Raw genomic sequence first — 24,564 nt, 5'->3', positions numbered from 1 at the left:
CGTCAAACGGCGTCGGGTCGGTCCGCGGGCAGCGGGCCCAGCGCCTCGAGGCCGTAGCGGCCGCCGATGTCGCGCAGCGCGTCCGGCGTGAGCCCGCCGCTCTCCGTGACCGCGTGCACGTCGGTGAAGAAGCCCTCCGGGCCGCCGGGGACGAGCAGCGTGAGCTTGCGCCCCGCCGAGACGCAGCGCAGGCCGTGCGCCACCCCGGCGGGGACGAACACGAACCCGCCCGGCCCCACGTCGAACCAGCGGCCGTCGACGTAGTAGCGGTACTCGCCGTCCAGCACGTACCAGGCCTCGGCGACGTCGTGGCGGTGCACGATCGTCGAGAAGCCCGCCTGGTCGACGCCCTCCAGCAGGCCGAACAGACCCGCGGTGTCGGCGGCGGCCGCCTTGACCGACATCGCCCCGCCCTCCGGGGCCCGGGCGGGCGCCCCCTCGCCCGCCATGAGCGTGTACGGCACCGGCTCGTCCGCGCGCATCGGCCCCCCTACGGCTCCGCCCGCTGCCCCCGGAGCTCGGCCAGCTCCGCGCGCAGCCGTTTGATCTCCTCGAGGATCATCCGGTTCGCGATCTGCTCCTCGGCCGCGTGCTCCTCCTCCTGCGCCCTGACCTCGGCCATGACCTGGCTCTCCATCGCGCTCACCACGACCGCGATGAACAGGTTCAGCACCATGAAGGAGCTGATCAGGATGTAGATGACGAAGAAGATCCAGGCCAGCGGGACCTCGGCCATGACCTCCCTCGCCACGTCCGGCCAGCCCTCGCCCGTCATGGTCTGGAAGAGCGTGAAGAGGGTGGTGCCGAGGTCGCCGAACCACTCCGGCGCGACCGTCCCGAACAGGTTCGTCCCCAGCACGCCCGCCACGTAGAGGATCAGGGTGAGGAGCGCGGCGATCGACACCATGCCGGGTATCGCGGCCAGCAGCCCGCCGACCACCCGCCGCATGCTCGGCACCACGGAGATCAGCCGCAGCGCCCGCAGCACGCGCAGCGCGCGCAGCACCGAGAACGGCCCGGACGCCGGGACGAGCGCCACCGCGACGATCAGGAAGTCGAAGATGTTCCAGGGGTCGGTCCAGAACCGCCGCCCGTAGGCCACGAGCCGGAGCACGATGTCGATCACGAAGATCGCCAACGTGATGCGGTCGACGGCGTGGAGCAGCCCGCCGACGGACTCCATGACCGCCGAGGACGTCTCCAGCCCGAGCGTCACCGCGTTGGCGATGATGACGGCCATCACCGTCGGCTGGAACGCAGGGTGCTCCACGATCGTGCGCGCCGCCCGCACGCCTTTCTCGATCACGCGTCCGACTGTAGGAGCCGGCCCGGCCGGGTCGCCCACCCGCCCGAGCCGGCCCCGCGCGGGTCACCCCACGCGCCTCGCGACCACCTCGTACAGGCTCGTCCAGTTGTCCTTGCCGTGCCCGGCGGCGATGGCGCGGTCGTAGAGCGACTTCACCGCCTCCGGCAGCACCGTGTCCAGGCCCGCGGCCGTGCTGGCGGCGACGATGTGGTCGGCCGTCGCCCCCATCATCGTGGCCGTGCTGAGGTCGCCCGGGTACGAGCGGTCGTCGACGTGCTGGGCGGTCTCGTCGACGAACTGCGCGGCCAGGTCGATGGTCTCCCGCATGTAGGGCGCGAACTCCTTCGCCGTCACACCGGCCGACCCGACCAGCGCGGTCCCTTGCAGCTCACCGGCCAGCACGGTGAGGAACACCGCGAGCAGGGCCTGGTAGTAGAGCTGGGCCAGCGCGGGGTCCTCACCCCGGTAGTCCGGCCGCCCGATCACCGCGAGCGTGGACTCGTGCGCCTCGAACACCGCGCGTGGCCCGCTGTAGAAGACGTACGCGCCCTCCTCCCCCACCATCGGCGCGGGCACCATCACCCCGCCCGCGAGCAGCTGAGCACCGCGCTCGGCCAGCCACTCCGCGGCCTCGCGGGTCCGCTGCGGGCTGTCGGAGCTCAGGTTGGCGACGACCCGGCCGGTGAGCGCCTCCTCCGCCCGGCCGAGGATGTCGTACATCGCCTGGTAGTCGGTGAGGGAGAGGATCACCAGTTCGCTCGCCGCCACCGCCTCCGCGGGCGTCTCCGCCCGCACGGCCCCCGCCGCGACGAGCGCGTCCGCGCGGCCGGGGGTGCGGTTCCACACCGTCGTCGGGTGGCCGGCGGCGAGGAACTCGCGCACCATCGCCTGGCCCATCGGGCCGAGGCCGATCAACGTCACCGGGTTCTTGTGAGTGGTCATGCGGCCAGGCTGGGGGCGGGCGCGCACGGTCCGCTGGTGGTCGGCGCACGGTGGCCTGAAGCTGCCTCACTCCCAGGTTGCGCGGAACCTGCTCGCGGCTTCTCCGCGTGCCTGGGTTCAGGGCGGCCTCCTGGCGGCGCCGCGATCGTGCGAGGCGGCTTCTCACAGGTCGAGGGCGTCAGGCGTCCCTTGCCCGGCAAGCCCCTGCGGCCCCGTTTCGGGCAGGCTTTCGCCGGGCAGGCCCGCGCGCCTGCCCGGATGTGTCGCGGCGCCACCACGAGGCGGTTCTCCTCGCCGGTTCCGCGGAACCGGCGGGCCCCGAAGCCCCCCTCAGCGGGGCGCGATGTTCTCGACGTCCTCGAAGACCAGCGACGTGCGGGTGGCGATGACCTCGGGGATGGCCTGCAGCTGGTTGAGCACGACGTCGCGCAGTGCGGCGTTGTCGGCGGCGCGGACCAGCAGGATCACGTCGAACTCGCCGCCCACCAGCGCCATGTGGTGCACCTCCGGGATGGCCTGCAGGCGCGCCTTGAGCTCGCGCCACGAGTTCTGCCGCACGGTGAGGGTCACGTACGCGGAGGTGCCGAGGCCGATCGCGGCCGGGTCGACGGTGGCGGTGAAACCGGTGATCGCGCCGGAGGAGGTCAGCCGCTCGAGGCGGGTGTAGGCGTTCGCGCGGGAGATGCGGACCTGCTCGGCGAGAGCGCGCACCGACAGCCTGCCGTCGCGGCGCAGCGCGTCGATGATGCGCCGGTCGATGTCGTCGAGCTGAACGGCCACCTGTCTCGCCATCCCCCTCCAGGAGGGCCGATCCTGAACGATCGGCTCGGAGAAGCCCACCCTAGCGGCAACTCGTCTCGATATCCTCCTCTCAACTGGTGATCTGTAGTCGATCCGCCGGACACTCCGATCCAAATGTTCACGAGGAGGTGCGGGCGATGGCCCAGCTGGTGCGGCTGATCGACGAAACGGGCGCGGTCGTCACCGACGACCCGCCGCTACCCGCCCCGGAGGTCCTCCTCGACGGGTACCGGCGGCTCGTGCTCGCCCGCAGGCTGAACGACCAGGCGAGCGCGCTCGTCCGGCAGGGCCGGCTCGCGGTGTACCCGTCGTCGCACGGGCAGGAGGCGTGCCAGGTGGCCGCGGCCGCGGTGCTGGCCGAGACCGACTGGCTCTTCCCCACCTACCGCGACGCGGCGGCGATCGCGGCCCGCGGCGTGGACCCGGCCGAGGTGCTCGTGCTGCTGCGCGGCGACTGGCACTGCGGCTACGACCCGATCGCCACCCGAGTCGCCCCGCAGGCCACGCCGCTCGCCACGCAGCTGCCGCACGCCGTCGGGGTGGGGCACGCGGCCCGGCTCAAGGGCGAGGACACGGTGGTGATGGCACTCTGCGGCGACGGCGCGACGAGCGAGGGCGATTTCCACGAGGCCCTCAACTTCGCCGCGGTCTTCGCCTCCCCCGTGGTGTTCCTCGTGCAGAACAACAAGTACGCCATCTCGGTGCCGCTCACGCGGCAGACGGCGGCGGAGTCGCTCGCGGCGAAGGGCACCGGCTACGGCGTGCCCGCGGTGCGGGTGGACGGCAACGACCTCGCGGCGCTCACCGTGGTGCTCACCGAGGCCGTCGCCCGGGCCCGCCGCGGCGAGGGGCCCACGCTGGTGGAGGCCGACACCTACCGGATCCAGGCGCACACCAACGCCGACGACCCCAGCCGCTACCGCGACGAGGCGGAGGTCGAGCAGTGGCGCCCGCGCGACCCGCTGCTGCGGCTGCGCGCGCACCTCACCACCACCGGTGTGCTCACGCCGGAGCGGGAGGCCGAGATCACCGCGGCCGCCGAGGAGATGGCCGCCCGGCTGCGCGAGCGGATGGGCCGCGACAGCGCCCCCGACCCCGCGGAGCTGTTCGCCCACGTCTACTCCACGCCGACGCCGCAGCTGCGCGAACAGGCGGCGCAGCTCGCGGCCGAGCTGAGCGGGGTCGGGTCATGAGCGAGAAGCCGACGATGATCCAGGCGCTCAACCGGGCGCTGCACGATGCGATGGCCGCCGACGACTCGGTGGTGGTCTTCGGCGAGGACGTCGGCCCGCTGGGCGGCGTCTTCCGGGTCACCGACGGGCTGACCGAGACGTTCGGCGAGGGGCGCTGCTTCGACACGCCGCTCGCCGAGTCGGGCATCGTGGGCATGGCCGTCGGCATGGCGATGAACGGGATGCGGCCGGTCGTCGAGCTGCAGTTCGACGCGTTCGCCTACCCGGCCTTCGAGCAGATCGCGAGCCACGTCGCCAAGATCGGGAACCGGACGCGCGGCCGGGTGCGGCTGCCGATGGTCATCCGCATCCCGTACGGCGGCGGGATCGGCGGCGTCGAGCACCACAGCGACAGCTCGGAGGCCTACTACGCGCACACGGCGGGCCTGCTCGTCGTCACCCCGGCCACCAACACCGACGCGTACGGGCTGCTGCGGGCCGCGATCGAGCACCCCGACCCGGTGGTGTTCCTCGAGCCGAAGCGCCAGTACTTCACGCGCGAGGAGCTCGAACCCGGGCCCGTGCCGCCGATCGGGGAGGCGGTGGTCCGCCGGGACGGCGCCGACGCCACGCTGATCGCGTACGGCCCGTCGGTGCCGGTGGCGCTCGCGGCCGCCGAGCAGGCCGCCGCCGAGGGCCGCGACCTCGCCGTCGTCGACCTCCGCTCGATCGTCCCGTTCGACGACGAGACCGTCACCGCGTCGGTGCGGCGGACCGGCCGCGCGGTGGTCGTCGCCGAGGCGCCGGGCTTCGCCTCCGTCGCGTCCGAGATCGCGGCGCGGGTGTCCGAGCGCTGCTTCCACCACCTGGAGGCGCCGGTCCGCCGGGTCACCGGGTTCGACGTGCCCTATCCCCCGCCGCGGCTGGAGCAGCACCACCTGCCCGGGGTGGACCGGGTCCTCGACGCCGTCGACGACCTGCAGTGGGAGGACGCGTGAGCGGCATGGTCTTCACCCTCCCCGACCTCGGGGAGGGGCTCACCGAGGCCGAGCTGGTGAAGTGGCTGGTGCAGCCCGGCGACCAGGTCGCCGTCGACGCCCCGGTGGCGGAGGTCGAGACCGCGAAGGCGACGCTCGAGGTGCCCTCCCCCTACGCCGGGATCGTCGCGGAGCTGCACGGCGCGGAGGGGCAGACGATCAAGGTCGGGGCACCGCTGATCACGGTGGAGCAGCAGGAGGAGGAGCGCACCGGCTCGGGCAACGTGCTCGTCGGCTACGGCACCAGCGAACCGCCCCGCAGGCGGCGGCCGCGCAGGCCGGCGCAGGCCGCCGCCGAGCGCCCCAAGATCGTGTCCCCGATCGTGCGGCAGATGGCCCGCCGGGCGGGCATCGACCCGGCCACCCTCGTCGGCACCGGGCGCGACGGGCTCATCACCCGCGCCGACGTCGAGCGGGCGATCGCCGCCCGCCGGGCGCCGGAGACCCGGCGGACGCAGGACGCACCGGCCGTCGACGGCCGCACCGGCCTGCCCGTGCGCACCCGGGTGCCGCTCACCGGCGTGCGCGGCCAGATCGCCCGCACCCTCACCCGCAGCCGGGCGGAGATCCCCGAGGCCACCACCTGGGTCGACGTCGACGCCACCGCGCTGCTCGCGCTGCGCGAGGACATGCGCCGCGACGACTGGAAGCCGTCGCTGCTGGCCCTGCTCGCGCGGTTCGTCGTGGCCGGGCTCCGCGAGTTCCCGGCGCTGAACTCCCGGGTGGACGTCGAGCGGGAGGAGGTGGTCCACCTCGACGGGGTCAACCTCGGGATCGCGGCCCAGACCGACCGCGGGCTCCTCGTCCCGGCGGTCCGCGGCGCCGACCGGCTGAGCATCCGGGCGCTGGACGCCGAGATCCGCCGGCTCACCGCCGCCGCCCGCGAGGGCACGGCGACCGCGACCGAGCTGTCCTCCGGCTCGTTCACGCTGAACAACTACGGCGGGTACGGCGTGGACGGCAGCGCGGCGATCATCAACCACCCGGAGGCGGCGATCCTGGGCATCGGCCGGATCCACCCGCGCCCGTGGGTCGTCGACGGCGAGGTCGTGCCGCGGCGGATCGCGCAGCTGTCGTTGGTGTTCGACCACCGCGTGTGCGACGGCGGCACCGCGGGCGGTTTCCTGCGCTTCGTGGCCGACGCGGTGGAAGCGCCGCTGCGTGCGCTCGCCGACGTGTAGGAACCGTCCCTCAGCCCTGGGTGAGCTTGAGCGAGACGTAGGCGTTGATCCCGGTCCGCCGGGTGTGCTCGGCGGGCACCCGCCGGTACTCGACGAACCCGAGCTTGCGGTAGAGGGAAAGCGCGGCGGTGTTGACGTCGGCGACGGACTCCAGGAGGTACTCGGAGTACTGCGAGATCGAGGAAGTGCTCGATGAGCGCGGTGGCCACGCCCCGGCCGCGGAACCGGGAGGCGGTGCCGACGAACTCGATCGACGCCGTCCCGTCGGTGGCGCCGGGCACGCCGCGCGAGAACTCCCGCCCCAGCCCGACCGCGGCGATGGTGCCCTTCACCAGCCCGAGGTGGCGCCGCAGGTGCCGCGCCTGCGGCACCGCGCTCGGCCGCGTGCCGTCGGTGCAGGCGGCGATGCCGGCCGGCTCGCCGTCGAGCAGGGCGAGGTGGGACACGTCGGGCACCAGCATGTGCTCGAAGGCGTCGGCCAGCGTGCGGGGGTCGCGGGAGAAGTAGGCGAAGTCGGGCCCGAAGGCGTCGACGAACACCTCGGTGATCCGGCGCCGGTCGCTCTCCCGCGCGGGGATGATCTCGATCACTTCGTGCTCCTCGTGAGGATCCCGGTGAGCGTCGCGGGGTGGGGCGCGACGAACCGGTCGCCGAGGGCGGCCCTCATCGTCGCAAGCCCGCTCACCGCGGCGAACCAGCACGTCGCGAGCTCCGCGGCCGGGCCCGCGCGGAACTCGCCCGCCCGCTGCCCGCGCCGGATCAGCGCGACGGTGGCGTCGACCAGCGCGAGGTGCTGCTCGACGAGCGCCTCCACCGGCGCCGACGCGAGCCGCGACACGAGCGCCTGGTTCATGATCAGGACGAACCCGGCGTACCCGCGCACGCGGTCGATGCCGTCGAGGAACTCGTGCGCGAACGCGCCGAGGAGCTCCGCGGGCGATCCCTCGCCCGCGAACCGCTCGGCGACCCGGCGCAGACCGGCGGTGGCCTGGTCCGCCAGCGCGGAGAACAGGTCGTCCTTCGACGCGTAGTGGCGGTAGATCAGGCCGGTGCTGATGCCCGCCTCGCGGGCGATGTCGCGCATGGTCGTGGCGGCGAACCCGCGGCGGGCGAAGAGGGTGATGGCCGCGGCGTGCACCTTCTCCACGGTCGCGGTGCGCATGGCCTCGTACTGCGCGCTGCTCCTCGGCACGGCACCCCATTTTTGAATGAACAGATGTTCATCCTCACACGGCGCCGGGCGTTGGTGGATCATTCGGGGATGCGCGTGATCTCCCTCGGCAACCGCACGCCCCGGGTCGACCCGTCCGCGTGGGTGGCCGACTCCGCGACCGTCGTCGGCGACGTCACCGTCGGGGCGCGGGTCGGCATCTTCTACAGCGCCGTCCTGCGCGCCGACCTGGAGTCGGTGACGGTCGGGGCGGGCAGCAACATCCAGGACGGCGCCGTGCTGCACGCCGACCCGGGCTTCCCGGCCCGGCTCGGCGAGGACGTGAGCGTCGGCCATTGCGCGGTGCTGCACGGCTGCACGGTGGAGGACGGCTGCCTGATCGGCATGAACGCCACCGTGCTGAACGGCGCCGTCATCGGCGCGGGGTCGCTGGTGGCGGCGAACGCGCTGGTCCCGGCGGGCGCGGTGATCCCGCCGCGATCCCTGGTCGCCGGCGTGCCGGGCAAGGTCCGCCGCGAGCTGTCCGACGCCGAGGTCGAACAGAACCGCGCGAACGCGGCGATCTACCGGGAGCTCACCGAGACCCACCGGGCCGCCACCGCGACCTGAGCGCCTCAGCCTGTACTCAGGTGGCCCGGGCAAGATCGGGTCGTGACGCACGAGCGGCCGCACCGGCGGCTGGGATCCCGCTGGCTCGCGCTGCCGTTCGTGGCGGCCGTGGCCGTGCTCGCCCTGCCCGACCTGTTCGGGCTCGACGTGGCCACGCCGCTCGCGCAGCTGGTCTCCTTCCGCCCGTACCTGCTCGCCGGGCTCGCCGCCCTCGTGGCGGTGCTGCTGGTGCTCGGGCGGTGGGTGCGCGGCGCCGTCGCCGCGGCGTGCGGGGTGGCCGTCGTGCTGCTGGCCGCGGGGTTGATGGTGGCCCCGCGCGCGGTCGCGACGCCGGTCCCGGCGGGCGGGCGCACGTTGAGCGTGGCCACGTTCAACACCTACGGCGGCGAGGCGGACGTGGCCGAGGTGGCGGCCCTGATCCGCGACGAGCGCCCTGACCTCGTGTCGCTCGTGGAGGCGGGTGCGCGGTATCGGGCGGAGCTGGCCCCGCTGGTCGAGCCGCTCGGCTACCACCTGGTCACGGCGATCGGCGAGCCCGACGGCGACCTGGGCGGCGTCACAGCCGTCGTCGCCGAGCACCTCGGCGACGTGCGCGCGCGCACCCACGTCGCCACCCCGTTCCCGCGGGTCGAGTTGGAGGGCGGCGGGCTGGGCGCGCTGCGGTTCGTCGCGTTCCACTCCATCGCGCCGCGGCGCGGCGACGTGCCGCAGTGGCGGTCGGACGTGGGCCTGGTGGCGCAGTGGTGCGCAGGAGCCCGCCCGGCGATCGTCGCCGGGGACTTCAACGCGACGTTCGACCACTCGGTGTTCCGGCAGGCCACGGCGGGGTGCGGGGACGCGGCGGCCCAGCGCGGCACCGGCCTCACCCCGACGTGGCCGGCGTGGCTGCCGCCCTGGCTGGGTCTGCAGATCGACCACGTGCTCGCCACCGAGCCGATCGTGGCCGAGGGCTTCGCGGTGCGGGAGATCTCCGGCAGCGACCACAGGGCGGTCATCGCCCGCCTGCGGATCCCCGACGACGTGCTCGCGCCCGCACCGGCCGGTGGTTCCGCGGCACGGTGACGCTCAGGCGGGGGCGCTCGAGCCGTTGCCCGTGGTCCGGCGCCTGCCGCCGAGGCCGGCGATCCCCTCGAGATGGGTGCGGATCTCGCTCGTCTCGACGGGATCGTCGACGAGGATCCCGCGCTCGGTGAGGTGGTCGGCGAGCAGCTCGCCGACGTTGCGGATGTGCGCGGTCATCGCGTCGCGCGCGGTGCGCGGGTTGCGGTTGCGCATCGCCCGCAGCAGCGGCAGGTGGTCCTCGGGCGCGGCCTGCGCCCACCCGGTCACCGAGGACCAGGCCCGGAACGGCGCGTGGCGGATCGTGAGGCGCAGCAGCCAGCGCAGCTTGTTCGCCCGCGCGGCCCGGTTGATCAGCGTGTGCAGCTCCCACTCGATGCGCTCGGCGGCCTTGTCGCCCCGCTCGATCGCCTCGATGATCTGCGCCTGCATCGCGTAGAGCTGCTCGACCTCCTCGTCGGTGAGGTGCAGCGCGGCCCGCCCGGCCAGCTCCCCGGCGAAGTAGGCCTGGGCGTCGTAGATGTCGATGAAATCCTGGCGGCTCATCTGCACGACGCGGAAGCCACGGCCCGGCCGCAGCTCGACGAGCCCCTCGCCGGACAGCGACATCAGCGCCTCGCGCACCGGGGTGGCGCTCACGCCGAAGCGCGCGGCGAGGTGTTCGGTGCGCAGCGGCGAGTTCCCGGGCGCCTCGCCACTCATGATCATCTCTCGGATCCGGAGCGCGACCTGCGGCGTCAGCCGCTTGGCCGGATCGATCGCGAGGTCAGCGGCGGCCGGGATGCCACCGGACTCCGGCTCCACCTCGGTCACGTCCCACCACGCCCTCTCCTCGGCCGACGCCCGTCAGCGTAGTGACCACGCTCAGCCGTGGTCGTGAACGATGATCCCGCGCACGTTCGCGCCGTCGAGCAGGTCGTCGTAGCCCTCGTTGACCTCGTCCAGCCGGTACCGGCGGGTGATCAGCTCGTCGAGCGCCAGCTCGCCGGACCGGTACAGCGCGAGCAGGCGCGGGATGTCGGTCGTCGGGTTGCAGTCGCCGAAGAGGCTGCCCTTGATGGTCTTCTTCCACAGGGTCGCGACCTGGGCGGGCAGCTGGATCGTCCGGTCGCGGAACCCGCCGCCCATCGAGGTGAGCACCAGGGTGCCCGCCTTGCCGATGATCGCGAAGGCGCGGTCGACCACCTCGGACCCGGTCCGCCCGACCGCGACGATCGCCTTGTCCGCGCCGACGCCCAGCGTGAGCTCCTGGACGATGGCGTGGGCCTGCTCCGCGTCGGCGGTGGCGTGCGTCGCGCCGAGGGCGAGCGCGGTCTCCCGCTTGAGCCGCACGGGGTCCACGGCGACGACGTGCCGGGCGCCCGCGAGCCGGGCGCCCTGCACGGCGTTGATCCCGATGCCGCCGACGCCGTAGACGACGACCGTCTGGCCCGGTCGCACGTCCGCGGCGTTGACCGCCGAGCCCCACCCGGTCGGCACGCCGCAGCTGACGAGCGCGGCGACCTCCAGCGGCACGTCGGGGTCGACCTTCACCGCCGAGTACTGGTGGATCACGCCGTACCGGCTGAACGTGCCGAGCATGCACATCGCGCCGTAGCGCCCGGCGGACCCGGACAGCGGCCAGCGGTCCCCGGGCAGGCAGCCGCGCATCGTGCCCGCGCCCCAGTCGCAGATGGCCTGCTGCCCGGTGGCGCACCAGTGGCAGGAGCCGCAGCTGGGGACGAAGGAGCAGACCACGTGGTCGCCGGGGGCCACCCGCGTCACGCCCGGCCCGACGTCCTCGACGACGCCCGCGCCCTCGTGGCCGAGCACCATCGGCAACCAGCCCGCGATCTCGCCCTGCATGACGTGCAGGTCGGAGTGGCAGAGCCCGGCGTGGGTGAACCGGACGAGGACCTCGCCCTCCCCGGGGCCTTCCAGGTCGAGCTCCTCGATCTCGAGCGGCTTGCCCGCCTCGTGCACGACGGCCGCGGTGGTCTTCACGAGCGGTCCTTCGCGGCGTCGCCGGTGCCGGCGGTGCGCCGTTCGCGGCTCGCCTCGGCCGCGGCACGGGTGGCGTCCTTGTGCGCGGCCGCGCGGGCGGCCAGCTCCTTGTAGGTGAGCGGGCGCCGCTCGAACGCTCCCTCGTGGGCCGCGATCGCCTCGCGGCGCTCGGCGTGCTCGGGGTGGCGCGCCTCGAACTCCTGGCGGCGCTCCACCTCATGCCGCCACTTCGTGATCAACTCGCGGTTGCCGTGGCCCACCCCCTCCCAGGACTTCGGGGCGGCCGACATCGGGGGCGGTGGTGCCACGCTCCCGATCACGGCGGGCGCCGGCGGGCGGCGGGACGTCGTCTGGCCGCACTCGGGGCAGCTCGGCGCGCGGCTCGACCACGAGGGCACGAGCACCTCGAACCGCACCCCGCAGGCGCAGGCGTAGTCGTAGAGCGGCATCGGGGACCTCCTGGTCGGGGCGGAACGCGCCCGCCGGGGCCGGTGGAGGGGACCGCAACCCCGGCGGGCGCCTTCGGGGAGCTGGTCAGGTGTAGTACTCGTCCGGGCCGAGCCGCAGCTCCTGGAGCTGGTCGGCCGAGTGGCCGAACACCACGGTGGCGCCGGTCCTCTCCTCGATGGAGCGGATCTTCTCGACGGAGCGGAACCAGGCGACGGTGTCGTAGACGATCCCGGCCGCGATCGGCGGCGGGCCGTAGGACTCCTTGAGGTACAGCGAGTCCGAGGCGAAGATCATCGTGCCGGAATCGGCCAGGTCGACCTGCAGGCTCATCGTGCCCCAGGTGTGGCCAGGGGTCCGCAGCAGCGTGATGCCCGGGAGGATCTCGGTGTCCTCGTCGACGGTGTCGAGGGTGAGCCCGTCGTAGTCGGACTTGATGTGGGCGCCGAGGTTGTAGCCGTCGAAGGAGAAGGCCCCCTTCTTCTCCTCGGCGTCCACGATGATCTTCGTGCCGGTGTCCTGCCAGAGCTTGGCGTTGGCGGCGTGGTCCAGGTGCAGGTGCGACAGCACCAGGTAGTCGATGTCGCCGGGCTCGACGCCGAGCTGCTCGAGCCGCGAGTCGAGCCACATCTCCTCGGTGGCGGCGTCCACCGGGAAGAACTGGTCGAGCCCCGTCGGGCCCCAGCGGGTCTCCCAGTCGCGGGGGACGCCCGCGTCCCAGATCAGCTTCTTGCCGCTCGGGTGCTCGATGTAGACCACGTGCGTGGGCACCTCGACCCAGTCCCGCTGCTTCTGCGGCTGCCGGCGGGTGGCCATCCGGCCGGGGTCGATCAGCAGCCAGGTGAGGTCGGCGTGCATCGTCCCCGTGGGCAGGATCCGGAGCTTGATCTTGTTCTTCTCGGACAACTGTTCTCCTCGTCGAGCGGTGTGCGGGAGCGTGGGTACGGGGCTCAGGCGCCGACCGCGCCGAGCTTGGTCCGGGCGAGGTCCAGCCCGCCCTCGGCGACGACGCCGCGGATGGCCTTCTTGTCGTACTTCCCGACGCTGGTCTTGGGGACCTCGGGGACGAACAGGAAGGTGTCCGGGATCCAGAACTTGAGGAAGCCCTGCTCGAGCAGGTGCGTGCGCAGCTCGTCCTCGGTGAGCGACGGGTCGGAGGGCACGACGCACGCGAGCGGCCGCTCGAGCCACTTGTCGTCCTCGATCCCGACGACGGTGGCCTCGGCGACCTTCGGGTGCAGCATGAGCGCGTTCTCCAGGTCGATCGTGGAGATCCACTCACCGCCCGACTTGATCAGGTCCTTGCTGCGGTCCTTGAGCAGCACGTAGCCCTCGGGATCGATGCAGCCCACATCGCCGGTGCGCAGCCAGCCGTCGATCATCGAGTCCTTGGTGCGTTCGTCGCGGTAGTACTCGCTCGCCGTGAACGGGGAGCGCACGTAGAAGTCGCCGATGCTCGTGCCGTCCCAGGGCAGCTCCTCGCCGGTCTCCTGGCTCACGACCTTGATCTGCAGCAGCGGGATGGGCAGCCCCTGGGTCTGGCGCAGCGCGTAGATCTCGTCCTCGGTGCCGTTCTCCAGGGTCGACTTGAGCGCGAAGAAGCAGATCTGCGGGCTGTTCTCGGTCATGCCGTAGCCCTGCATGACCTCGCAGTCGTACTCCTCGCGGAACCACTTCATGATCGCCTTCGACGGCGCCTGCCCGCCCAGCCACAGCGTCGACAGCGACGACAGGTCCCGCGGCCGGTCGCTCGCGCGCACCGCGTCGCGGATCATCGTGCCGATGGTGACCGCGGCGTTCATGCCGGTGACGCCGAGGTCCTCGATGATGTCGACGTAGTCGCCCGCCGCCGGGTGCGCGCCGGGCAGCACCAGCGTGGCGCCCTGCAGCAGGGCGGTGTGCGGGATGTTCCAGCCGTTGCAGTGGAACATCGGTGCGACCTCGAGCCACACCTGCCGCTCGCTCATGTTGAGCTTGTCGTGCATGGCGAGGCACATCGCCTGCAGCACCATCGCGCGGTGCGAGTAGACGACCCCCTTGGGGTCGCCGGTCGTGGCGCTGGTGAAGCACATCGCCGACGCGGTCTTCTCGTCGAACTCGCCGAACTCGAGGTTCTCGTCGCCGCCGGCGAGCAGCTCCTCGTAGGAGTCGACGGGGACCGTCGTGATGCGGTGCTCGGGCACGTCGTCGGTGAGCACGACCACCCGCTCGACGGTCGGCAGGCCCATGTCCACGAGCTGCGCGACGAGGTCGAGCTGGTCGGGGTCGACCAGGAGGCTCCGGTCCTCGGCCTTGTCGATGGTGAACTTCTGCTGCGCGGGCGAGAGTCTCAGGTTGATCGTGTGCAGGACCGCCTGGATACCGGGCACGCCGAAGTAGGTCTCCATGTGGCGGTAGTGGTTCCAGGCCAGCGTGCCGACGCGATCGCCCGGTCCGATGCCCAGCTTGCGCAACGCGTCCCCCAGCCGCCGCACGCGCTTGCCGAACTCGCGGTACGTGTAGCGGTGGTACCGCTGCGGCCCGAGCCGCGTGACGATCTCCTTCTCGGCGAACAGCCGCTCGGTCCGCCAGAGCAGCGAGTGCAGCAGCAGCTGGCTGTCGAACATCAAACCCTGCATCGACCCCTCCGCGATGAGTTGGCCTGGGATGTCCGAGCAGCATGGCTTACTCTATAGAGAGTCGCAAGGTCTCCCCCGCACTTCGCCCGATCGTTGCCCATCGAACTGGGGATATTGATGTACACGCGGACAGCTCTCTACAGAAACGGTGCCTGGGTCGCCCCCTCGTCCTCCGAGCGGATCGAGGTGGAGAACCCGACGACCGAACAGGTGCTGGGCACGATCCCCGCGGGGACGGCCGAGGACGTGGACGAGGCGGTGCGCGCTGCGCGCGCCGCGTTCCCGGCCTGGTCGAGCACCCCCGTCGCGGAGCGCGCCGACGTGCTGCGGCGGATCCGCGACGGCCTCGCCAAGCGCCAGGACGAGATCGCCGAGACGATCGCCACGGAGATGGGGTGCCCGCTGCGGACCTCCACCAAGATCCAGGCGGCGCTCCCGCAGACGGTGGTCGGCGGCTACGCGGACCTGCTGGAGTCGTACGAGTTCGACACGCGCGTCGGCAACACGATCGTCGCCCGCGAGCCCGTCGGCGTGGTCGGCGCGATCACGCCGTGGAACTACCCGCTGCACCAGATCACCTGCAAGCTCGCGCCCGCGCTCGCCGCCGGGTGCACCGTCGTGGTCAAGCCGAGCGAGATCGCGCCGTACGTCGCGTACCTGCTGTTCGACGTGCTGCACGAGGCCGGGCTCCCCGACGGCGTGGTCAACCTGGTCACCGGCCACGGGCCCACCGTCGGCGAGGCGCTCGCCGCGCACCCGGGCATCGACGCGGTCTCGTTCACCGGTTCGCTGCGCGCCGGCAGCCGGGTCGCCGAGGTGGCCGCGCGCAACATCACCCGCACGACGCTGGAGCTGGGCGGCAAGTCCGCCAACGTGCTGCTGCCCGACGCCGACGTCTCCACCGCCGTCAAGGTCGGGGTGGCGAACGCGTTCCTGAACGGCGGGCAGACCTGCACGGCGTGGACGCGGATGCTCGTGCCCGCCGACCACTACGACGAGGCCGTCGACCTCGCGGCGTCCACCGCTGCCGGCTACCGGCCCGGCGACCCGCTGGATCCGGCGACCAAGCTGGGGCCGGTGGTGTCGGCGGCGCAGCGCGAACGCGTCCGCGGCTACATCCGGACCGGGATCGAGGAGGGCGCCCGCCTGGTCACCGGCGGCGCGGAGCCGCCCGCCGGGTTCGAGCGCGGCTACTACGTCGCGCCGACCGTGCTCGCCGACGTCGACCCGAACTCCACCGTCGCCCAGGAGGAGATCTTCGGCCCGGTCCTCTCGGTGATCCGCTACACCGACGAGGAGGAGGCCCTGGAGATCGCGAACAACTCGCAGTACGGCCTGTCCGGGGCGGTCTGGTCGGCCGACCAGGAGCGGGCGCTGGCGTTCGCGCGGCGCGTGCGGACCGGCTCGATCGACGTCAACGGCGGCCGCTACAACCCGCTCGCGCCGTTCGGGGGGTACAAACGCTCCGGCATCGGCCGGGAGATGGGCACGGCCGGGCTCGAGGAGTTCCTCGAGATGAAGGCGATCCAGATCTGAGAGGAGCACGCGTGGAGCAGGTGGACCGCAGCGAGGCGTTCCGCGACGTCCCGGCCGGGGCGCGGGTCGTCGCGGGCGCCGGGTGCGGCACCCCGCTCACCCTGCTGGCCGAGCTGGCCGAGCACGCCGAGCGCGCAGGCGGCGCCACCCTCACCGCCGGGATCCTGTTGGGCGACCCGCCGCTCGAGCGCGCGGTGCGGTCGGGTGCGCTGCGGGTGCGCAGCTGGCACGTGCACGGCGCGCTGCGCCGCCTGCGGCGCGAGGGGCTGGTCGACTACCTCCCGATGCGCCTGCTCGACGTCTCCCGGTTCGTGCTCCCGGAGGCCGACGTCGCGCTGGTGCGCGTCGGTCCTCCGGACGCGGCCGGGTTCTGCAGCCTCGGCGCGTCGACGGGGTTCACCGCCGACGCCGTCGAGCAGGCGGGGCTGGTCATCGCCGAGGTGGCCCCCGACGTGCCGCGCACCCGCGGAGCCGCCGCGGTGCACGTCTCGCAGATCGACCGGTTCGTGCGCTCCGAGACCCCGATGCCGCAGCACCCGCCGGTCACGCCGGACGAGCTGAGCCGCGCCGTCGCCCGCAACGTGGTGGACCTGATCCCCCACGGGGCGACCCTGCAGCTGGGCCTCGGGGCGGTGTCGGAGGGGCTCGCCGTCGAGCTGGCGCCGCTCGCGGCGGAGCGGTCGCTCGGCCTCCTCGGGTTGGTGACGACGCCGATGATCCCGCTCGCCGAGGCCGTCATCGCCGCGGGGCGCGGGCCCGTCCGCGCGGTGGAGCTCATGGGCGACGAGCGGCTCATGACGTGGGCCGACAACAACCCGGGGCTCGAGATGGGCAGCTCGCAGCAGCTGCACCACCCGGCCGTGCTCGCGGCCGAGCCGGCGCTGGTGTCGGTGAACTCCGCGGTCGCCGTGGACCTGCGCGGGCAGGTCGTGGCGGAGTCGGTGCGCGGCACCGAGATCGCCGGCGTCGGCGGCAGCGCCGACTTCTCCGAGGGCGCCCACCTGTCCCCCGGCGGGCTGCGGATCATCGCGCTGCGCTCCACCACCCGCAGCGGCGCGTCCACGATCGTTGCCGCCCACGACCCCGCCGACGCCGTCACCGCCCCGCACCACTCCGTCGACGCGGTGGTCACCGAACACGGCTGCGCCTGGCTGCGCGGGCGGACGGCCGCGCAGCGGCGCAGCGCGCTGCTCGAGGTGGCGGCGCCGGAGCACCGGGATCAGCTCGCCCGCGGTGGTCGCTGACCGGGCTGCGCGGGACCCGCCGAACCGCTAGGAGCCGCCGGCGAAGTGGTCCCGCAGGGCGGCGATCCCGCCGGCGTAGACCTGGTTGGCGAAGAAGTCGCTGAGCCGCTCCTCCTCGGCGGCGTCGGCGTCGTACTCCGCCCACCACTCGACGAACGCCTCCCCGGTCGCCGTCACCGGGGCGACGCGGACGGTGGCGAGGTAGCGGCGGACGTTGAACGGGTTCTCGACGAACTCGTAGGTGAAGCGCCGCTCGGCGTCGTTGAGCTCCACGAGCCGCTCGACCACTCCGCCGCCGTCACCGAGGTCCAGCTTCCGGACGGCGCCGACCTCCGCGCCGGAGCCGCCCTCGGTCAGCTCGCTGCCCTTGATGGCCGGGTGCCAGCTCGGCAGGCCGTTGAAGTCGCGGATCAGCGACCACACCGCGTCGGCGGAGGCGGGTACGACACCACTGGCGTACGGGCGGGGCATGGGTGCTCCTCACTTCGCGAGACGGGTCTTGAACGCGCGGGTCTGTTCGGTCATGGCCTTCTCGGTGGGGAGCCGTTCCATCGACGAGGCGCCGTAGAAGCCGTGGCAGTACTTGGTGCGCGACAGCACGTGCGCGGCGTCGTCGGGCATGGCGATCGGGCCGCCGTGGCAGAGCACGAGCACGTCGTCGCGGACCTCGCGGGCGGCGGCTGCCCACTCGTCGATCAGGGTGACGCAGTCGTCCAGGGACTTCGCGGTCTCGGCGCCGATCGAGCCGCCGGTGGTCAGCCCCATGTGGCAGACGATGATGTCGGCGCCGGCGCGGGTCATGGCCCGGGCGTCGTCGGCGGAGAAGACGTACGGGGTGGTCAGCAGGTCGGCCTCGTGGGCGGCCGCGATGAGGTCGACCTCGAGGCCGTAGCCCATGCCGGTCTCCTCCAGGTTGGCCCGGAAGACGCCGTCGATGAGGCCGACGGTCGGGAAGTTCTGGATGCCGGAGAAGCCGAGGTCGGCGAGCTCGCGCAGGAACCTGTCGGTGATCATGAACGGGTCGGTGCCGTTGACGCCCGCCAGCACCGGGGTGTGCTTCACGACGGGCAGCACCTCGGCCGCCATCTCGACGACGATCTCGTTGGCGTTGCCGTAGGCGAGCAGGCCGGCGAGCGAGCCGCGGCCCGCCATGCGGTAGCGGCCGGAGTTGTAGATGACGATGAGGTCGATGCCGCCGGCCTCCTCGCACTTGGCCGACAGGCCCGTGCCGGCGCCGCCGCCGACGATCGGCTCACCGCGCCGGGCCATGTCCTGGAACTTCTCGAGGAGCTCGGCCCGCGCGAACCGTCCGGTCACTTCTGCACCTCCCGCCACGCGTCCACCAACGCGTCGGCGAACTCGGGATCGTTGATGTGGTGGGCCACGCGCTCGACCCGCCGCCGCTCGGTCTGGCGCACCTCGGACTCGAGCGTGGCGAACAGCGCCTCGTCGGCCTCCGGGTCCCAGAACGCCTGCCCCGGCGCGTCCAGCGCGGACACACCGCCGGTGGGCAGCAGGAACCGCACCGGCCCGTCGCAGTCGTTCAGCTTGCGGGCGATGAACCGCGCGATCTCCACGCACTCGTCCGGGGTGGTGCGCATGAGCGTCACCTGCGGGTTGTGCTCGTAGAACCGCCGGGCGGCGAACTGCGACGGCACCGTGTCCGGCGCCCCGAAGTTGACCATGTCGAGCGCGCCGCACGAGCCGACGTACGGCACGCCGGTGCGTGCGATCGCGCCGAGCCGGTCCTGCGTGGCCGGGAAGACGCCGCCGACGAGCAGGTCGCAGACCTCGGTGGTGGTGATGTCGAGGACCGACCCGACGAGGCCGTCGTCGACGAGCTTCTCCATGGCCCGCCCGCCGGTGCCGGTGGCGTGGAAGACCAGCGGGTCGACGGCGTCGCCGAGCCGCTCGGTGACCGCGGTGACGCACGGGGTGGTGACCCCGAACATCGTCAGCCCGACCGCGGGGCGGTCGTCGCCGGCGGGGATCTCGTGCGTGACGAGGCCGGCGAGCGCGTGGGCGGCGTTGCCGATCACGCGCCGGGAGATCCGGTTGAGGCCCGCGACGTCGGTGACCGCGTACCACATCGCGATGTCCGACGCGTCGACGTACGGCGCGACGTTCCCCGACGCGACCGTCGACACCATGATCTTCCCGACGCCGACCGGCAGCGCCCGCATCGCCGGGGTGATCAGCGCGGTGCCACCGGAGCCGCCGAGCCCGAGGACGCCGCCGACGTCCGAGCGGCTCAGCAGGAACCGCTCCAACGCGACCGCCATGGCGGCGACCGCGGTGCCGCGGTCCCCGGTGAACACCGCGTCGGCGCCGTCGGGGTGGTGGGCGGCGACCTCGTCCGGCGGGACGTCGGCCTGCCCGCCCCGCGCCTGCGTGGACACGTCGACCGTGACGACCTGCGCGCCCGCGGCGCGCAGCCGTTCGGCGGCGTAGGTCAGCTCGGCACCCTTGGTGTCGAAGGTCCCGACGACGTAGGCGAGGCCCATGCATGGTTCATAGCGCACCCACCGCCCTCGAGGCGAGGGTCAGATCTCGATCTCACCCCGGATGGAGGTGACGGCGTCGCCGCCGATCCACACCGTCCCGTCGGCGTCCTGGTCGACGTGCACCCGCCCCGCCCGGCCGAGCGCCGTGCCCTGCGATGCGACGTAGGGGGCGGTGAGCCGGCCGGTGCGCAGCAGCCACTGGGCGAGCCCCGCGTTGAGGCTGCCGGTCACCGGGTCCTCCACGCTCAGGGGGCCGGCCGGGAAGAAGGCCCTGACCTCGACGGCCTCGGGCGATCCTTCCGGGTAGGGGCCGACTATGCCGAGGGTGAGGTCCTCGGCGTTCGGGGTGATCCCGAGGACGGTCTTCGCGTCGTCGAGCAGGACGGCCACCCAGCCGGGCCCGTTGTCCACCCAGCGGGCGTCGCGGATCGCGGACCGGTCGATGCCCAGCAACCGCGCGATCCGCGCCTGCAGCTGCTCGTCGACCGGTTCGTCGCGCAGCAGCGGCGGGGCGGCGAACGCCAGCCGGTCGCCGGTGCGGCGCAGGGTGACCAGGCCCGCGCCGCACTCCTGCACGACCGTGTCGCCGGGGTGGTCGGTGGTCGCGAGCCACGCGTGACAGGTGCCGATCGTGGGGTGCCCGGCGAAGGGCAGCTCCTCGGTCGGGGTGAAGATGCGCACCCGGTAGTCGGCGGCGGGGTCGGTCGGCGGGAGGACGAAGGTCGTCTCCGACAGGTTCGTCCAGTTCGCGACCTGCTGCATCTGTTCGGTGGTGAGGCCGGCGCCGTCGAGCACGACCGCGACCGGGTTGCCCCGGTACGGGACCGCGGAGAAGACGTCGACCTGGGCGAACGGGCGGCTCGTCATGCGTCGAGGATCGGCGGGGGCGCGCCGGGCCACCACGGCCAATCCGCAGGCGGTGGCCCGGTCCGGGGACGGTCGCGGGTCAGCGGGTGAGCTCGGCGATCCGCGCGGCGGCCGCGGGGTAGGCGGCGGTGAGCGCGGCGCGGTCGCCCAGCTCGAAGCCGTCCCAGTCGAAAGGCGGGGCCGTGGTCGTGCCGACGAGCGTCCACTCGCCGGTGGAGCTGGAGCCCTGCCACGTGCCCGCGGGCACCACGAGCTGCGGCCGCTGCCCGGCCGCGAGGTCGGCGCCGAGCACCGGCTCGTCGACCCGCCTGTCGGGGCCGAGGAGCAGCAGCCGCAGGGGCGAGCCCGCGTACCAGTGGTAGGTCTCGGTGGCGGTGAGCCGGTGCATCGCCGAGAACTCGGGCGCGATCAGCAGGAAGTAGATCGCCGACGAGTGGGCGTCGACGTGCGTGCGCCGGAACAGCCCGCCCTCGTCGGGCAGCGGCTCGAGCCCGAGCAGCCGCGCGATCCGCTCGCCCTCGCTCACCACGCCGGCACCACCGCCATCCCGCCGTCCACGACGAGGTCGTGGCCGGTGACGAAACGAGCCATCGGCGAGGCCAGGAACACGCACGCGTCGGCGACGTCCCGCGGCTCGCCGAGCCGCCGCAGCGGGGCCGCGCCCTCCCAGCGCGCGACGCCCTCCGGCCAGTCCGAACGCAGCCCGGGCCGGCTGATCAGGCCGGGCGAGACCGAGTTGACCCGCACGCCGTCGGGGCCGTACTCCAACGCGGCGGCCCTCGCCAGCATGATCGTCGCCGCCTTCGCCGCCGCGTAGTGGGCGTGGCCGCGCGCGGGCCGGGATCCCTCGACGGACGCGATCAGCGTGATCGAGCCACCGCGCCCGCGCAGCACGCCCGCCGCGGCCTGAACGGTCGCGAACGCGCCGGTCGCGTTGCCGTGCAGCACCGCCCGCCAGGCCTCGACGGGCATCCCGGCCAGCCTGGCGACGGGCTGGACGCCGGCCGCGGCCACCACGGAGTCCAGCCGGCCGAACCGCTCGACGGCGAGCTCGACGAGACCCTGCACCGCCTCCCGGTCGGTGACGTCGGCCTGCGCGGCCACCGCCCGCCCACCCGCCGAGGTGATCTCCTCGACCACCGCGGCGGCCCGCTCGGCGCCGGTGCGGTGGTGCACCACGACCGCGGCGCCCGCCTCGGCGAACCGCCGCGCCACGCACGAGCCGATGCCCCCGCTCGCGCCCGTGACCAGGGCGACGGTTCCGTCCAGGGAGGGGAGACTGCCGCTCACGCGACCAACGTAGCGACCGTGATCGCCACCGCGAGCAGCGTGTCGAGCACCGCGCAGAATTCGGCGAGGGACCGGGTGACGACGCGTCCGGTGCGGTGGTGGTGGACGTCCCACACGGCGTGGCCCAGCAGCCCGGTCGCCACGAGGTGGGCGCCCAGCTCGGGGCTCACCACGAGCGCGAGGGCGGCCGCCCCGCCGAACCCGGCCGTCGCGACGGCCTGCAGCGGGAGCCCGCGCACGACCCCGCGCAGCAGCCCGTAGCCGGCGAGGAGCACCGCCGCGCCCAGGAGGGCCCAGGTGGCGTACGCGCCGGCGACGGCGAGCACGGCGAACGCGCCGAAGAACAGCGGCCACGCCGCCCGCGGTCGCCCCAGCGCCGCGGCCCCCAGGTAGATCACCGCCGAGGCGGCGAGCACCGGCGCCAAGCCGACACCGCCGTCCTCGGCGACGTCGAACCCCGCTACCGCGGCCACCCCGACGCCGGCGGCCGCCGGCCACCAGCGCAGAAGGTCCCGGGGGGCGCGGGCCTGCACGGTCGCTGTCATGACATCCCCTCGGCTCGCTCGGTTCCAGCCGAGCCTGCGCCGGGCGGCCGTCGGGCCACACCCGCGCGCTGTCACGTGCCGACCGTGCAGATCGCACGGGTCAGCCGGGCGTCAGGTGCACCAGCGGCAGCTTCGCGAGCCTCCCGGGCGACAGCGCGGCGGCCTCGTCGAGCACCGCGCGCTGCCGCTGCTGCATCCGCGCGTCCACCCGACCCGCGAGCAGGTAGGCGAGCCGGCCGAACAGGCGCACCGACGCCTCCTCCACCTGCGGGTGCGTGCTGGAGACGACCGCGATCCCGGTGGGGGTGCCGTCGTTCGCCTGGGCCGCCCCGATCGTGAACGTCTCGCGCGGGTTCACGTGGCGGGACGCGAGGTGGTCGCGCAGCTTCAGCAGCGCGGCGTGCAGCTCGCCGAACTCGGCCCCGTCCTCGAGCCCGTCGAGGTCGGCGGCGGTGAGCCCGGCCCGGCGCGCCGAGAAGCAGCGGGCGTAGGCGAGCAGCGCGGCGGTCCACAGCGCCTCGACCAGCACCGGGTCGGGGTCGCGCCGGCCCAGCTGCGTCACGAGGTGCTCGCAGCAGCGCAGCGCGTACTGCAGGTCCTCGAAGACGGCGGCGAGGCCGGCGAGCTCGGTGGCGCCCGGCGTGTCGAGCCGCCGCACCGAGGTGGGTTCGGCGGCCGCGGTCACGACTGCACCTCCGGGAACATCCGGGCCCGCAGCTCGGCGAGGTGGGCCTGCATCGCCGGGGCGGCCGGGCCCTCGTCGTCGCGCCCGGGCTCGATGCCGAGCGCCTGCAGCAGCGCCGCCGCCGGGACCGCCGGGTCGCCGGTCTCCCCGAGCACCGGGTGCAGGCCCGCCTCGGCGAGGTGGTCGAAGACCAGGTTCACCACGGTCCAGGGGTTGTAGGTCTCGGTGCTCACGGCGATCCGTCCGCCCGCGGGATCGGGTGGCCCCGCAGGTCGCGCTCCGGCCGCCCGAGCAGCGCGTCGATGCGGCCGAGGAGCCGCGCCGAGACGGCGTGCTGCAGGGCCTCCGCCTCGGCCGGGGCGTCGGCGGGGGCGAGGTCGAGCACCCGGACCAGGAACAGCTCGACGAGCGCGTACCGGCGGGCCAGGTCGATCGGGGTGAGCGCGGGTGCCTCGATCGTGGTCACGACGAGACCACCTCCTCGGGGTAGCGGGCGGCCAGCAGGTCGCGGCAGGTGTGGGTGTTGGCCTCGATGCCGACCCGGGTGAGCCGGGCCCGCCGCAGGTGCAGCGGCACCTGGTCGGCGGCCACCGGGGCGCCGTCGGGGTGCAGCAGGAGCGGGGCATCGGGGCCGTGGGGCAGGCCGACGGCGGCGCGGCGGCGCCGCAGCCGGTCGAGGTCGGCCGACGACGGGAGGTCGCCGAGCCGGGTGCCGGCCAGGTCCTCGGGCGCAGCGCCCGCGTCGACCAGCGGCCGGGCGATGCGGTCCTGCCCGGCGAGCGCGGCCTTGCGCAGGAACACCATCCGCAGCTCGTCCAGCTCCGACTGCGCCTCGCCGGGGAACGCCGCGACGAACCCGGCCCGCGCGGCGACCCCCTCGTTGATGGTGGCGGCGGCGAAGTGGTCGTCCAGCACGATGTCGGCCCGGGTGACGCCCGGTACCGCGCCGACGGCGTCGTGCGCGTCGGCGACCATCAGCCACGCGAAGTTGGGCGCGCAGAAGAAGGTGGGCAGGCGCAGCCGCACCGAGGCCACGCCGTCGTCGGACACGGTGCACGACGCCACGAACTCCAGCTCGGTGATGGGCTGGTCGAGTTCGGGGTCGTGCACCGTGCCGAGCGCCGCCCACACCGCCTCGGCGAGCGCGGTGGTCGGCGCGGTCACGACGAGCCGGCCGCCGCGGCCTCGGTCACCAGCTGCTCACCCGGCTGGTCCTGCTCACCCGCCGACGTCGCGAGCTGGTACTCGGGCGGCACCGGGATGTCGTAGAGCTTCGCCGCGTTGAGCCCGAGGATCTTCTTCTTCGTGGCGGTGGTGAGCTTCGGGTAGTCGGTGAGCGCCTCGTCGTCGGGCATCTGCCAGTCGACGAACCCCTCCACCTGCCACTTCGGCACCCAGATGTTGTAGTCGCCGCCGAAGAGCATCTTGTCCTCGCCGACCCAGAACAACAGCTCGCCCATCACCTTCGCGAAGAACTTCGGGCGGGCGTGCATCAGGCCGCCGATCACCACCGACAGGCCCGCGTAGACGTTGGGCTCCTGCACGGCCATGAAGCAGAAGTCCTCGA

29 protein-coding genes and 1 pseudogene are annotated in these 24,564 nt (G+C 73.6%); 7 read left to right on the top strand and 23 right to left on the bottom strand.

The genetic code is table 11. The features are described from left to right. Nucleotides 1–2 precede the first annotated feature (2 nt). From VKZ81_RS15640 to VKZ81_RS15625, 4 genes are all read right to left on the bottom strand, one after another. A complete protein-coding gene (locus VKZ81_RS15640; RefSeq protein ID WP_324242289.1) occupies nucleotides 3–482 on the bottom strand; it encodes a cupin domain-containing protein in 480 nt (159 codons plus the stop codon). An 8-nt stretch (nucleotides 483–490) separates the two neighbouring features. Next, nucleotides 491–1,306 carry an ion transporter gene (locus VKZ81_RS15635; RefSeq protein ID WP_324242288.1) on the bottom strand — a complete coding sequence of 272 codons (816 nt, stop codon included), beginning with the start codon at nucleotides 1,304–1,306 and terminating at the stop codon, nucleotides 491–493. A 63-nt stretch (nucleotides 1,307–1,369) separates the two neighbouring features. Continuing rightward, complete coding sequence (locus tag VKZ81_RS15630) at nucleotides 1,370–2,248, bottom strand: NAD(P)-dependent oxidoreductase (RefSeq protein ID WP_324242287.1); 879 nt, start codon at nucleotides 2,246–2,248, stop codon at nucleotides 1,370–1,372. A 330-nt stretch (nucleotides 2,249–2,578) separates the two neighbouring features. Next, the gene (locus VKZ81_RS15625) at nucleotides 2,579–3,040 is read right to left on the bottom strand and encodes an Lrp/AsnC family transcriptional regulator (RefSeq protein WP_324242286.1); all 462 of its coding nucleotides are present in this window, start codon (nucleotides 3,038–3,040) and stop codon (nucleotides 2,579–2,581) included. A gap of 146 nt (nucleotides 3,041–3,186) precedes the next feature. Here VKZ81_RS15625 and pdhA point away from each other — a divergent pair, with 146 nt between their 5' ends. From pdhA to VKZ81_RS15610, 3 genes are read left to right on the top strand one after another with little or no spacing between them, the layout of a single operon-like run. Next, nucleotides 3,187–4,242 carry a pyruvate dehydrogenase (acetyl-transferring) E1 component subunit alpha gene (gene pdhA / locus VKZ81_RS15620; RefSeq protein WP_324242285.1) on the top strand — a complete coding sequence of 352 codons (1,056 nt, stop codon included), beginning with the start codon at nucleotides 3,187–3,189 and terminating at the stop codon, nucleotides 4,240–4,242. After that, nucleotides 4,239–5,219, top strand: coding sequence for an alpha-ketoacid dehydrogenase subunit beta (locus tag VKZ81_RS15615; protein WP_324242284.1), 981 nt, complete (start codon nucleotides 4,239–4,241; stop codon nucleotides 5,217–5,219). Before pdhA ends, VKZ81_RS15615 begins: the two co-directional genes overlap by 4 nt. 5 nt (nucleotides 5,220–5,224) lie before the next feature. Next, a complete protein-coding gene (locus tag VKZ81_RS15610; RefSeq protein ID WP_324242326.1) occupies nucleotides 5,225–6,439 on the top strand; it encodes a dihydrolipoamide acetyltransferase family protein in 1,215 nt (404 codons plus the stop codon). Between the two features lie 227 nt (nucleotides 6,440–6,666). Here the strand turns inward: VKZ81_RS15610 and VKZ81_RS35150 are convergent. Beyond that, nucleotides 6,667–6,900: pseudogene (locus VKZ81_RS35150) on the bottom strand (GNAT family N-acetyltransferase); the annotation flags it as partial. A 125-nt stretch (nucleotides 6,901–7,025) separates the two neighbouring features. Next, on the bottom strand, nucleotides 7,026–7,631 hold the full coding sequence (locus VKZ81_RS15600) for a TetR/AcrR family transcriptional regulator (RefSeq protein ID WP_324242282.1): 606 nt from the start codon (nucleotides 7,629–7,631) through the stop codon (nucleotides 7,026–7,028). Nucleotides 7,632–7,700: 69 nt separating this feature from the next. Here VKZ81_RS15600 and VKZ81_RS15595 point away from each other — a divergent pair, with 69 nt between their 5' ends. Then, on the top strand, nucleotides 7,701–8,219 hold the full coding sequence (locus tag VKZ81_RS15595; RefSeq protein WP_324242281.1) for a gamma carbonic anhydrase family protein: 519 nt from the start codon (nucleotides 7,701–7,703) through the stop codon (nucleotides 8,217–8,219). Between the two features lie 42 nt (nucleotides 8,220–8,261). Further along, nucleotides 8,262–9,281, top strand: a complete 1,020-nt coding sequence (locus VKZ81_RS15590) for an endonuclease/exonuclease/phosphatase family protein (protein ID WP_324242280.1) — start codon at nucleotides 8,262–8,264, stop codon at nucleotides 9,279–9,281. A 3-nt stretch (nucleotides 9,282–9,284) separates the two neighbouring features. Here the strand turns inward: VKZ81_RS15590 and VKZ81_RS15585 are convergent, their stop codons facing one another. The 5 genes from VKZ81_RS15585 to VKZ81_RS15565 all read right to left on the bottom strand — a co-directional run bounded on the left by VKZ81_RS15585 (nucleotide 9,285) and on the right by VKZ81_RS15565 (nucleotide 14,326). Beyond that, complete coding sequence (locus tag VKZ81_RS15585; protein WP_324242279.1) at nucleotides 9,285–10,091, bottom strand: GntR family transcriptional regulator; 807 nt, start codon at nucleotides 10,089–10,091, stop codon at nucleotides 9,285–9,287. A gap of 51 nt (nucleotides 10,092–10,142) precedes the next feature. After that, nucleotides 10,143–11,261 carry a Zn-dependent alcohol dehydrogenase gene (locus VKZ81_RS15580; RefSeq protein WP_324242278.1) on the bottom strand — a complete coding sequence of 373 codons (1,119 nt, stop codon included), beginning with the start codon at nucleotides 11,259–11,261 and terminating at the stop codon, nucleotides 10,143–10,145. Continuing rightward, entirely contained in the window at nucleotides 11,258–11,710 is a 453-nt protein-coding gene (locus tag VKZ81_RS15575) for an FmdB family zinc ribbon protein (RefSeq protein WP_324242277.1), read from the bottom strand. The genes VKZ81_RS15580 and VKZ81_RS15575 overlap by 4 nt, the downstream gene beginning before the upstream one ends. 85 nt (nucleotides 11,711–11,795) lie before the next feature. Beyond that, complete coding sequence (locus VKZ81_RS15570; RefSeq protein ID WP_324242276.1) at nucleotides 11,796–12,614, bottom strand: N-acyl homoserine lactonase family protein; 819 nt, start codon at nucleotides 12,612–12,614, stop codon at nucleotides 11,796–11,798. A gap of 44 nt (nucleotides 12,615–12,658) precedes the next feature. Next, nucleotides 12,659–14,326, bottom strand: a complete 1,668-nt coding sequence (locus VKZ81_RS15565; RefSeq protein ID WP_324242275.1) for a long-chain fatty acid--CoA ligase — start codon at nucleotides 14,324–14,326, stop codon at nucleotides 12,659–12,661. Nucleotides 14,327–14,443: 117 nt separating this feature from the next. On the opposite strand from VKZ81_RS15565, the gene VKZ81_RS15560 reads away from it, so the two are divergent. Both VKZ81_RS15560 and VKZ81_RS15555 read left to right on the top strand, forming a co-directional pair. Then, complete coding sequence (locus VKZ81_RS15560; RefSeq protein ID WP_324242325.1) at nucleotides 14,444–15,862, top strand: aldehyde dehydrogenase family protein; 1,419 nt, start codon at nucleotides 14,444–14,446, stop codon at nucleotides 15,860–15,862. An 11-nt stretch (nucleotides 15,863–15,873) separates the two neighbouring features. Next, on the top strand, nucleotides 15,874–17,106 hold the full coding sequence (locus VKZ81_RS15555) for an acetyl-CoA hydrolase/transferase family protein (protein ID WP_324242274.1): 1,233 nt from the start codon (nucleotides 15,874–15,876) through the stop codon (nucleotides 17,104–17,106). Nucleotides 17,107–17,133: 27 nt separating this feature from the next. Here the strand turns inward: VKZ81_RS15555 and VKZ81_RS15550 are convergent, their stop codons facing one another. From VKZ81_RS15550 to VKZ81_RS15495, 12 genes are all read right to left on the bottom strand, one after another. Further along, nucleotides 17,134–17,577, bottom strand: coding sequence for an SRPBCC family protein (locus VKZ81_RS15550; protein ID WP_324242273.1), 444 nt, complete (start codon nucleotides 17,575–17,577; stop codon nucleotides 17,134–17,136). A gap of 9 nt (nucleotides 17,578–17,586) precedes the next feature. Then, entirely contained in the window at nucleotides 17,587–18,423 is an 837-nt protein-coding gene (locus VKZ81_RS15545; RefSeq protein WP_324242272.1) for a phosphoenolpyruvate hydrolase family protein, read from the bottom strand. Beyond that, nucleotides 18,420–19,610, bottom strand: a complete 1,191-nt coding sequence (locus VKZ81_RS15540) for a Tm-1-like ATP-binding domain-containing protein (RefSeq protein WP_324242271.1) — start codon at nucleotides 19,608–19,610, stop codon at nucleotides 18,420–18,422. The genes VKZ81_RS15545 and VKZ81_RS15540 overlap by 4 nt, the downstream gene beginning before the upstream one ends. 39 nt (nucleotides 19,611–19,649) lie before the next feature. After that, on the bottom strand, nucleotides 19,650–20,477 hold the full coding sequence (locus VKZ81_RS15535) for a PhzF family phenazine biosynthesis protein (RefSeq protein ID WP_324242270.1): 828 nt from the start codon (nucleotides 20,475–20,477) through the stop codon (nucleotides 19,650–19,652). 79 nt (nucleotides 20,478–20,556) lie between these two features. After that, nucleotides 20,557–21,003 carry a cupin domain-containing protein gene (locus tag VKZ81_RS15530; RefSeq protein WP_324242269.1) on the bottom strand — a complete coding sequence of 149 codons (447 nt, stop codon included), beginning with the start codon at nucleotides 21,001–21,003 and terminating at the stop codon, nucleotides 20,557–20,559. Then, on the bottom strand, nucleotides 21,000–21,767 hold the full coding sequence (locus tag VKZ81_RS15525) for an SDR family NAD(P)-dependent oxidoreductase (RefSeq protein ID WP_324242268.1): 768 nt from the start codon (nucleotides 21,765–21,767) through the stop codon (nucleotides 21,000–21,002). Before VKZ81_RS15525 ends, VKZ81_RS15530 begins: the two co-directional genes overlap by 4 nt. After that, nucleotides 21,764–22,312 carry a hypothetical protein gene (locus VKZ81_RS15520; protein ID WP_324242267.1) on the bottom strand — a complete coding sequence of 183 codons (549 nt, stop codon included), beginning with the start codon at nucleotides 22,310–22,312 and terminating at the stop codon, nucleotides 21,764–21,766. Before VKZ81_RS15520 ends, VKZ81_RS15525 begins: the two co-directional genes overlap by 4 nt. A gap of 100 nt (nucleotides 22,313–22,412) precedes the next feature. Further along, nucleotides 22,413–22,997: a hypothetical protein gene (locus tag VKZ81_RS15515; RefSeq protein WP_324242266.1), complete on the bottom strand. Its 585-nt coding sequence runs from the start codon at nucleotides 22,995–22,997 to the stop codon at nucleotides 22,413–22,415. Further along, a complete protein-coding gene (locus VKZ81_RS15510) occupies nucleotides 22,994–23,230 on the bottom strand; it encodes a hypothetical protein (protein ID WP_324242265.1) in 237 nt (78 codons plus the stop codon). The genes VKZ81_RS15515 and VKZ81_RS15510 overlap by 4 nt, the downstream gene beginning before the upstream one ends. Then, a complete protein-coding gene (locus tag VKZ81_RS15505; RefSeq protein ID WP_324242264.1) occupies nucleotides 23,227–23,463 on the bottom strand; it encodes an iron dependent repressor, metal binding and dimerization domain protein in 237 nt (78 codons plus the stop codon). Before VKZ81_RS15505 ends, VKZ81_RS15510 begins: the two co-directional genes overlap by 4 nt. Beyond that, nucleotides 23,460–24,161: an iron-sulfur cluster assembly protein gene (locus tag VKZ81_RS15500; protein WP_324242263.1), complete on the bottom strand. Its 702-nt coding sequence runs from the start codon at nucleotides 24,159–24,161 to the stop codon at nucleotides 23,460–23,462. The genes VKZ81_RS15505 and VKZ81_RS15500 overlap by 4 nt, the downstream gene beginning before the upstream one ends. After that, nucleotides 24,158–24,564 (bottom strand): amidohydrolase family protein (locus VKZ81_RS15495; RefSeq protein WP_324242262.1); only part of this gene is annotated, 407 nt, incomplete at its 5' end. The genes VKZ81_RS15500 and VKZ81_RS15495, both read right to left, overlap by 4 nt.

Source organism: Pseudonocardia sp. (assembly GCF_035305885.1).
Taxonomy (GTDB): Bacteria; Actinomycetota; Actinomycetes; order Mycobacteriales; family Pseudonocardiaceae; genus Pseudonocardia.
The sequence above is the reverse complement of the archived record's forward strand: the minus strand, read 5'-3'. Positions and strand labels throughout refer to the sequence as shown.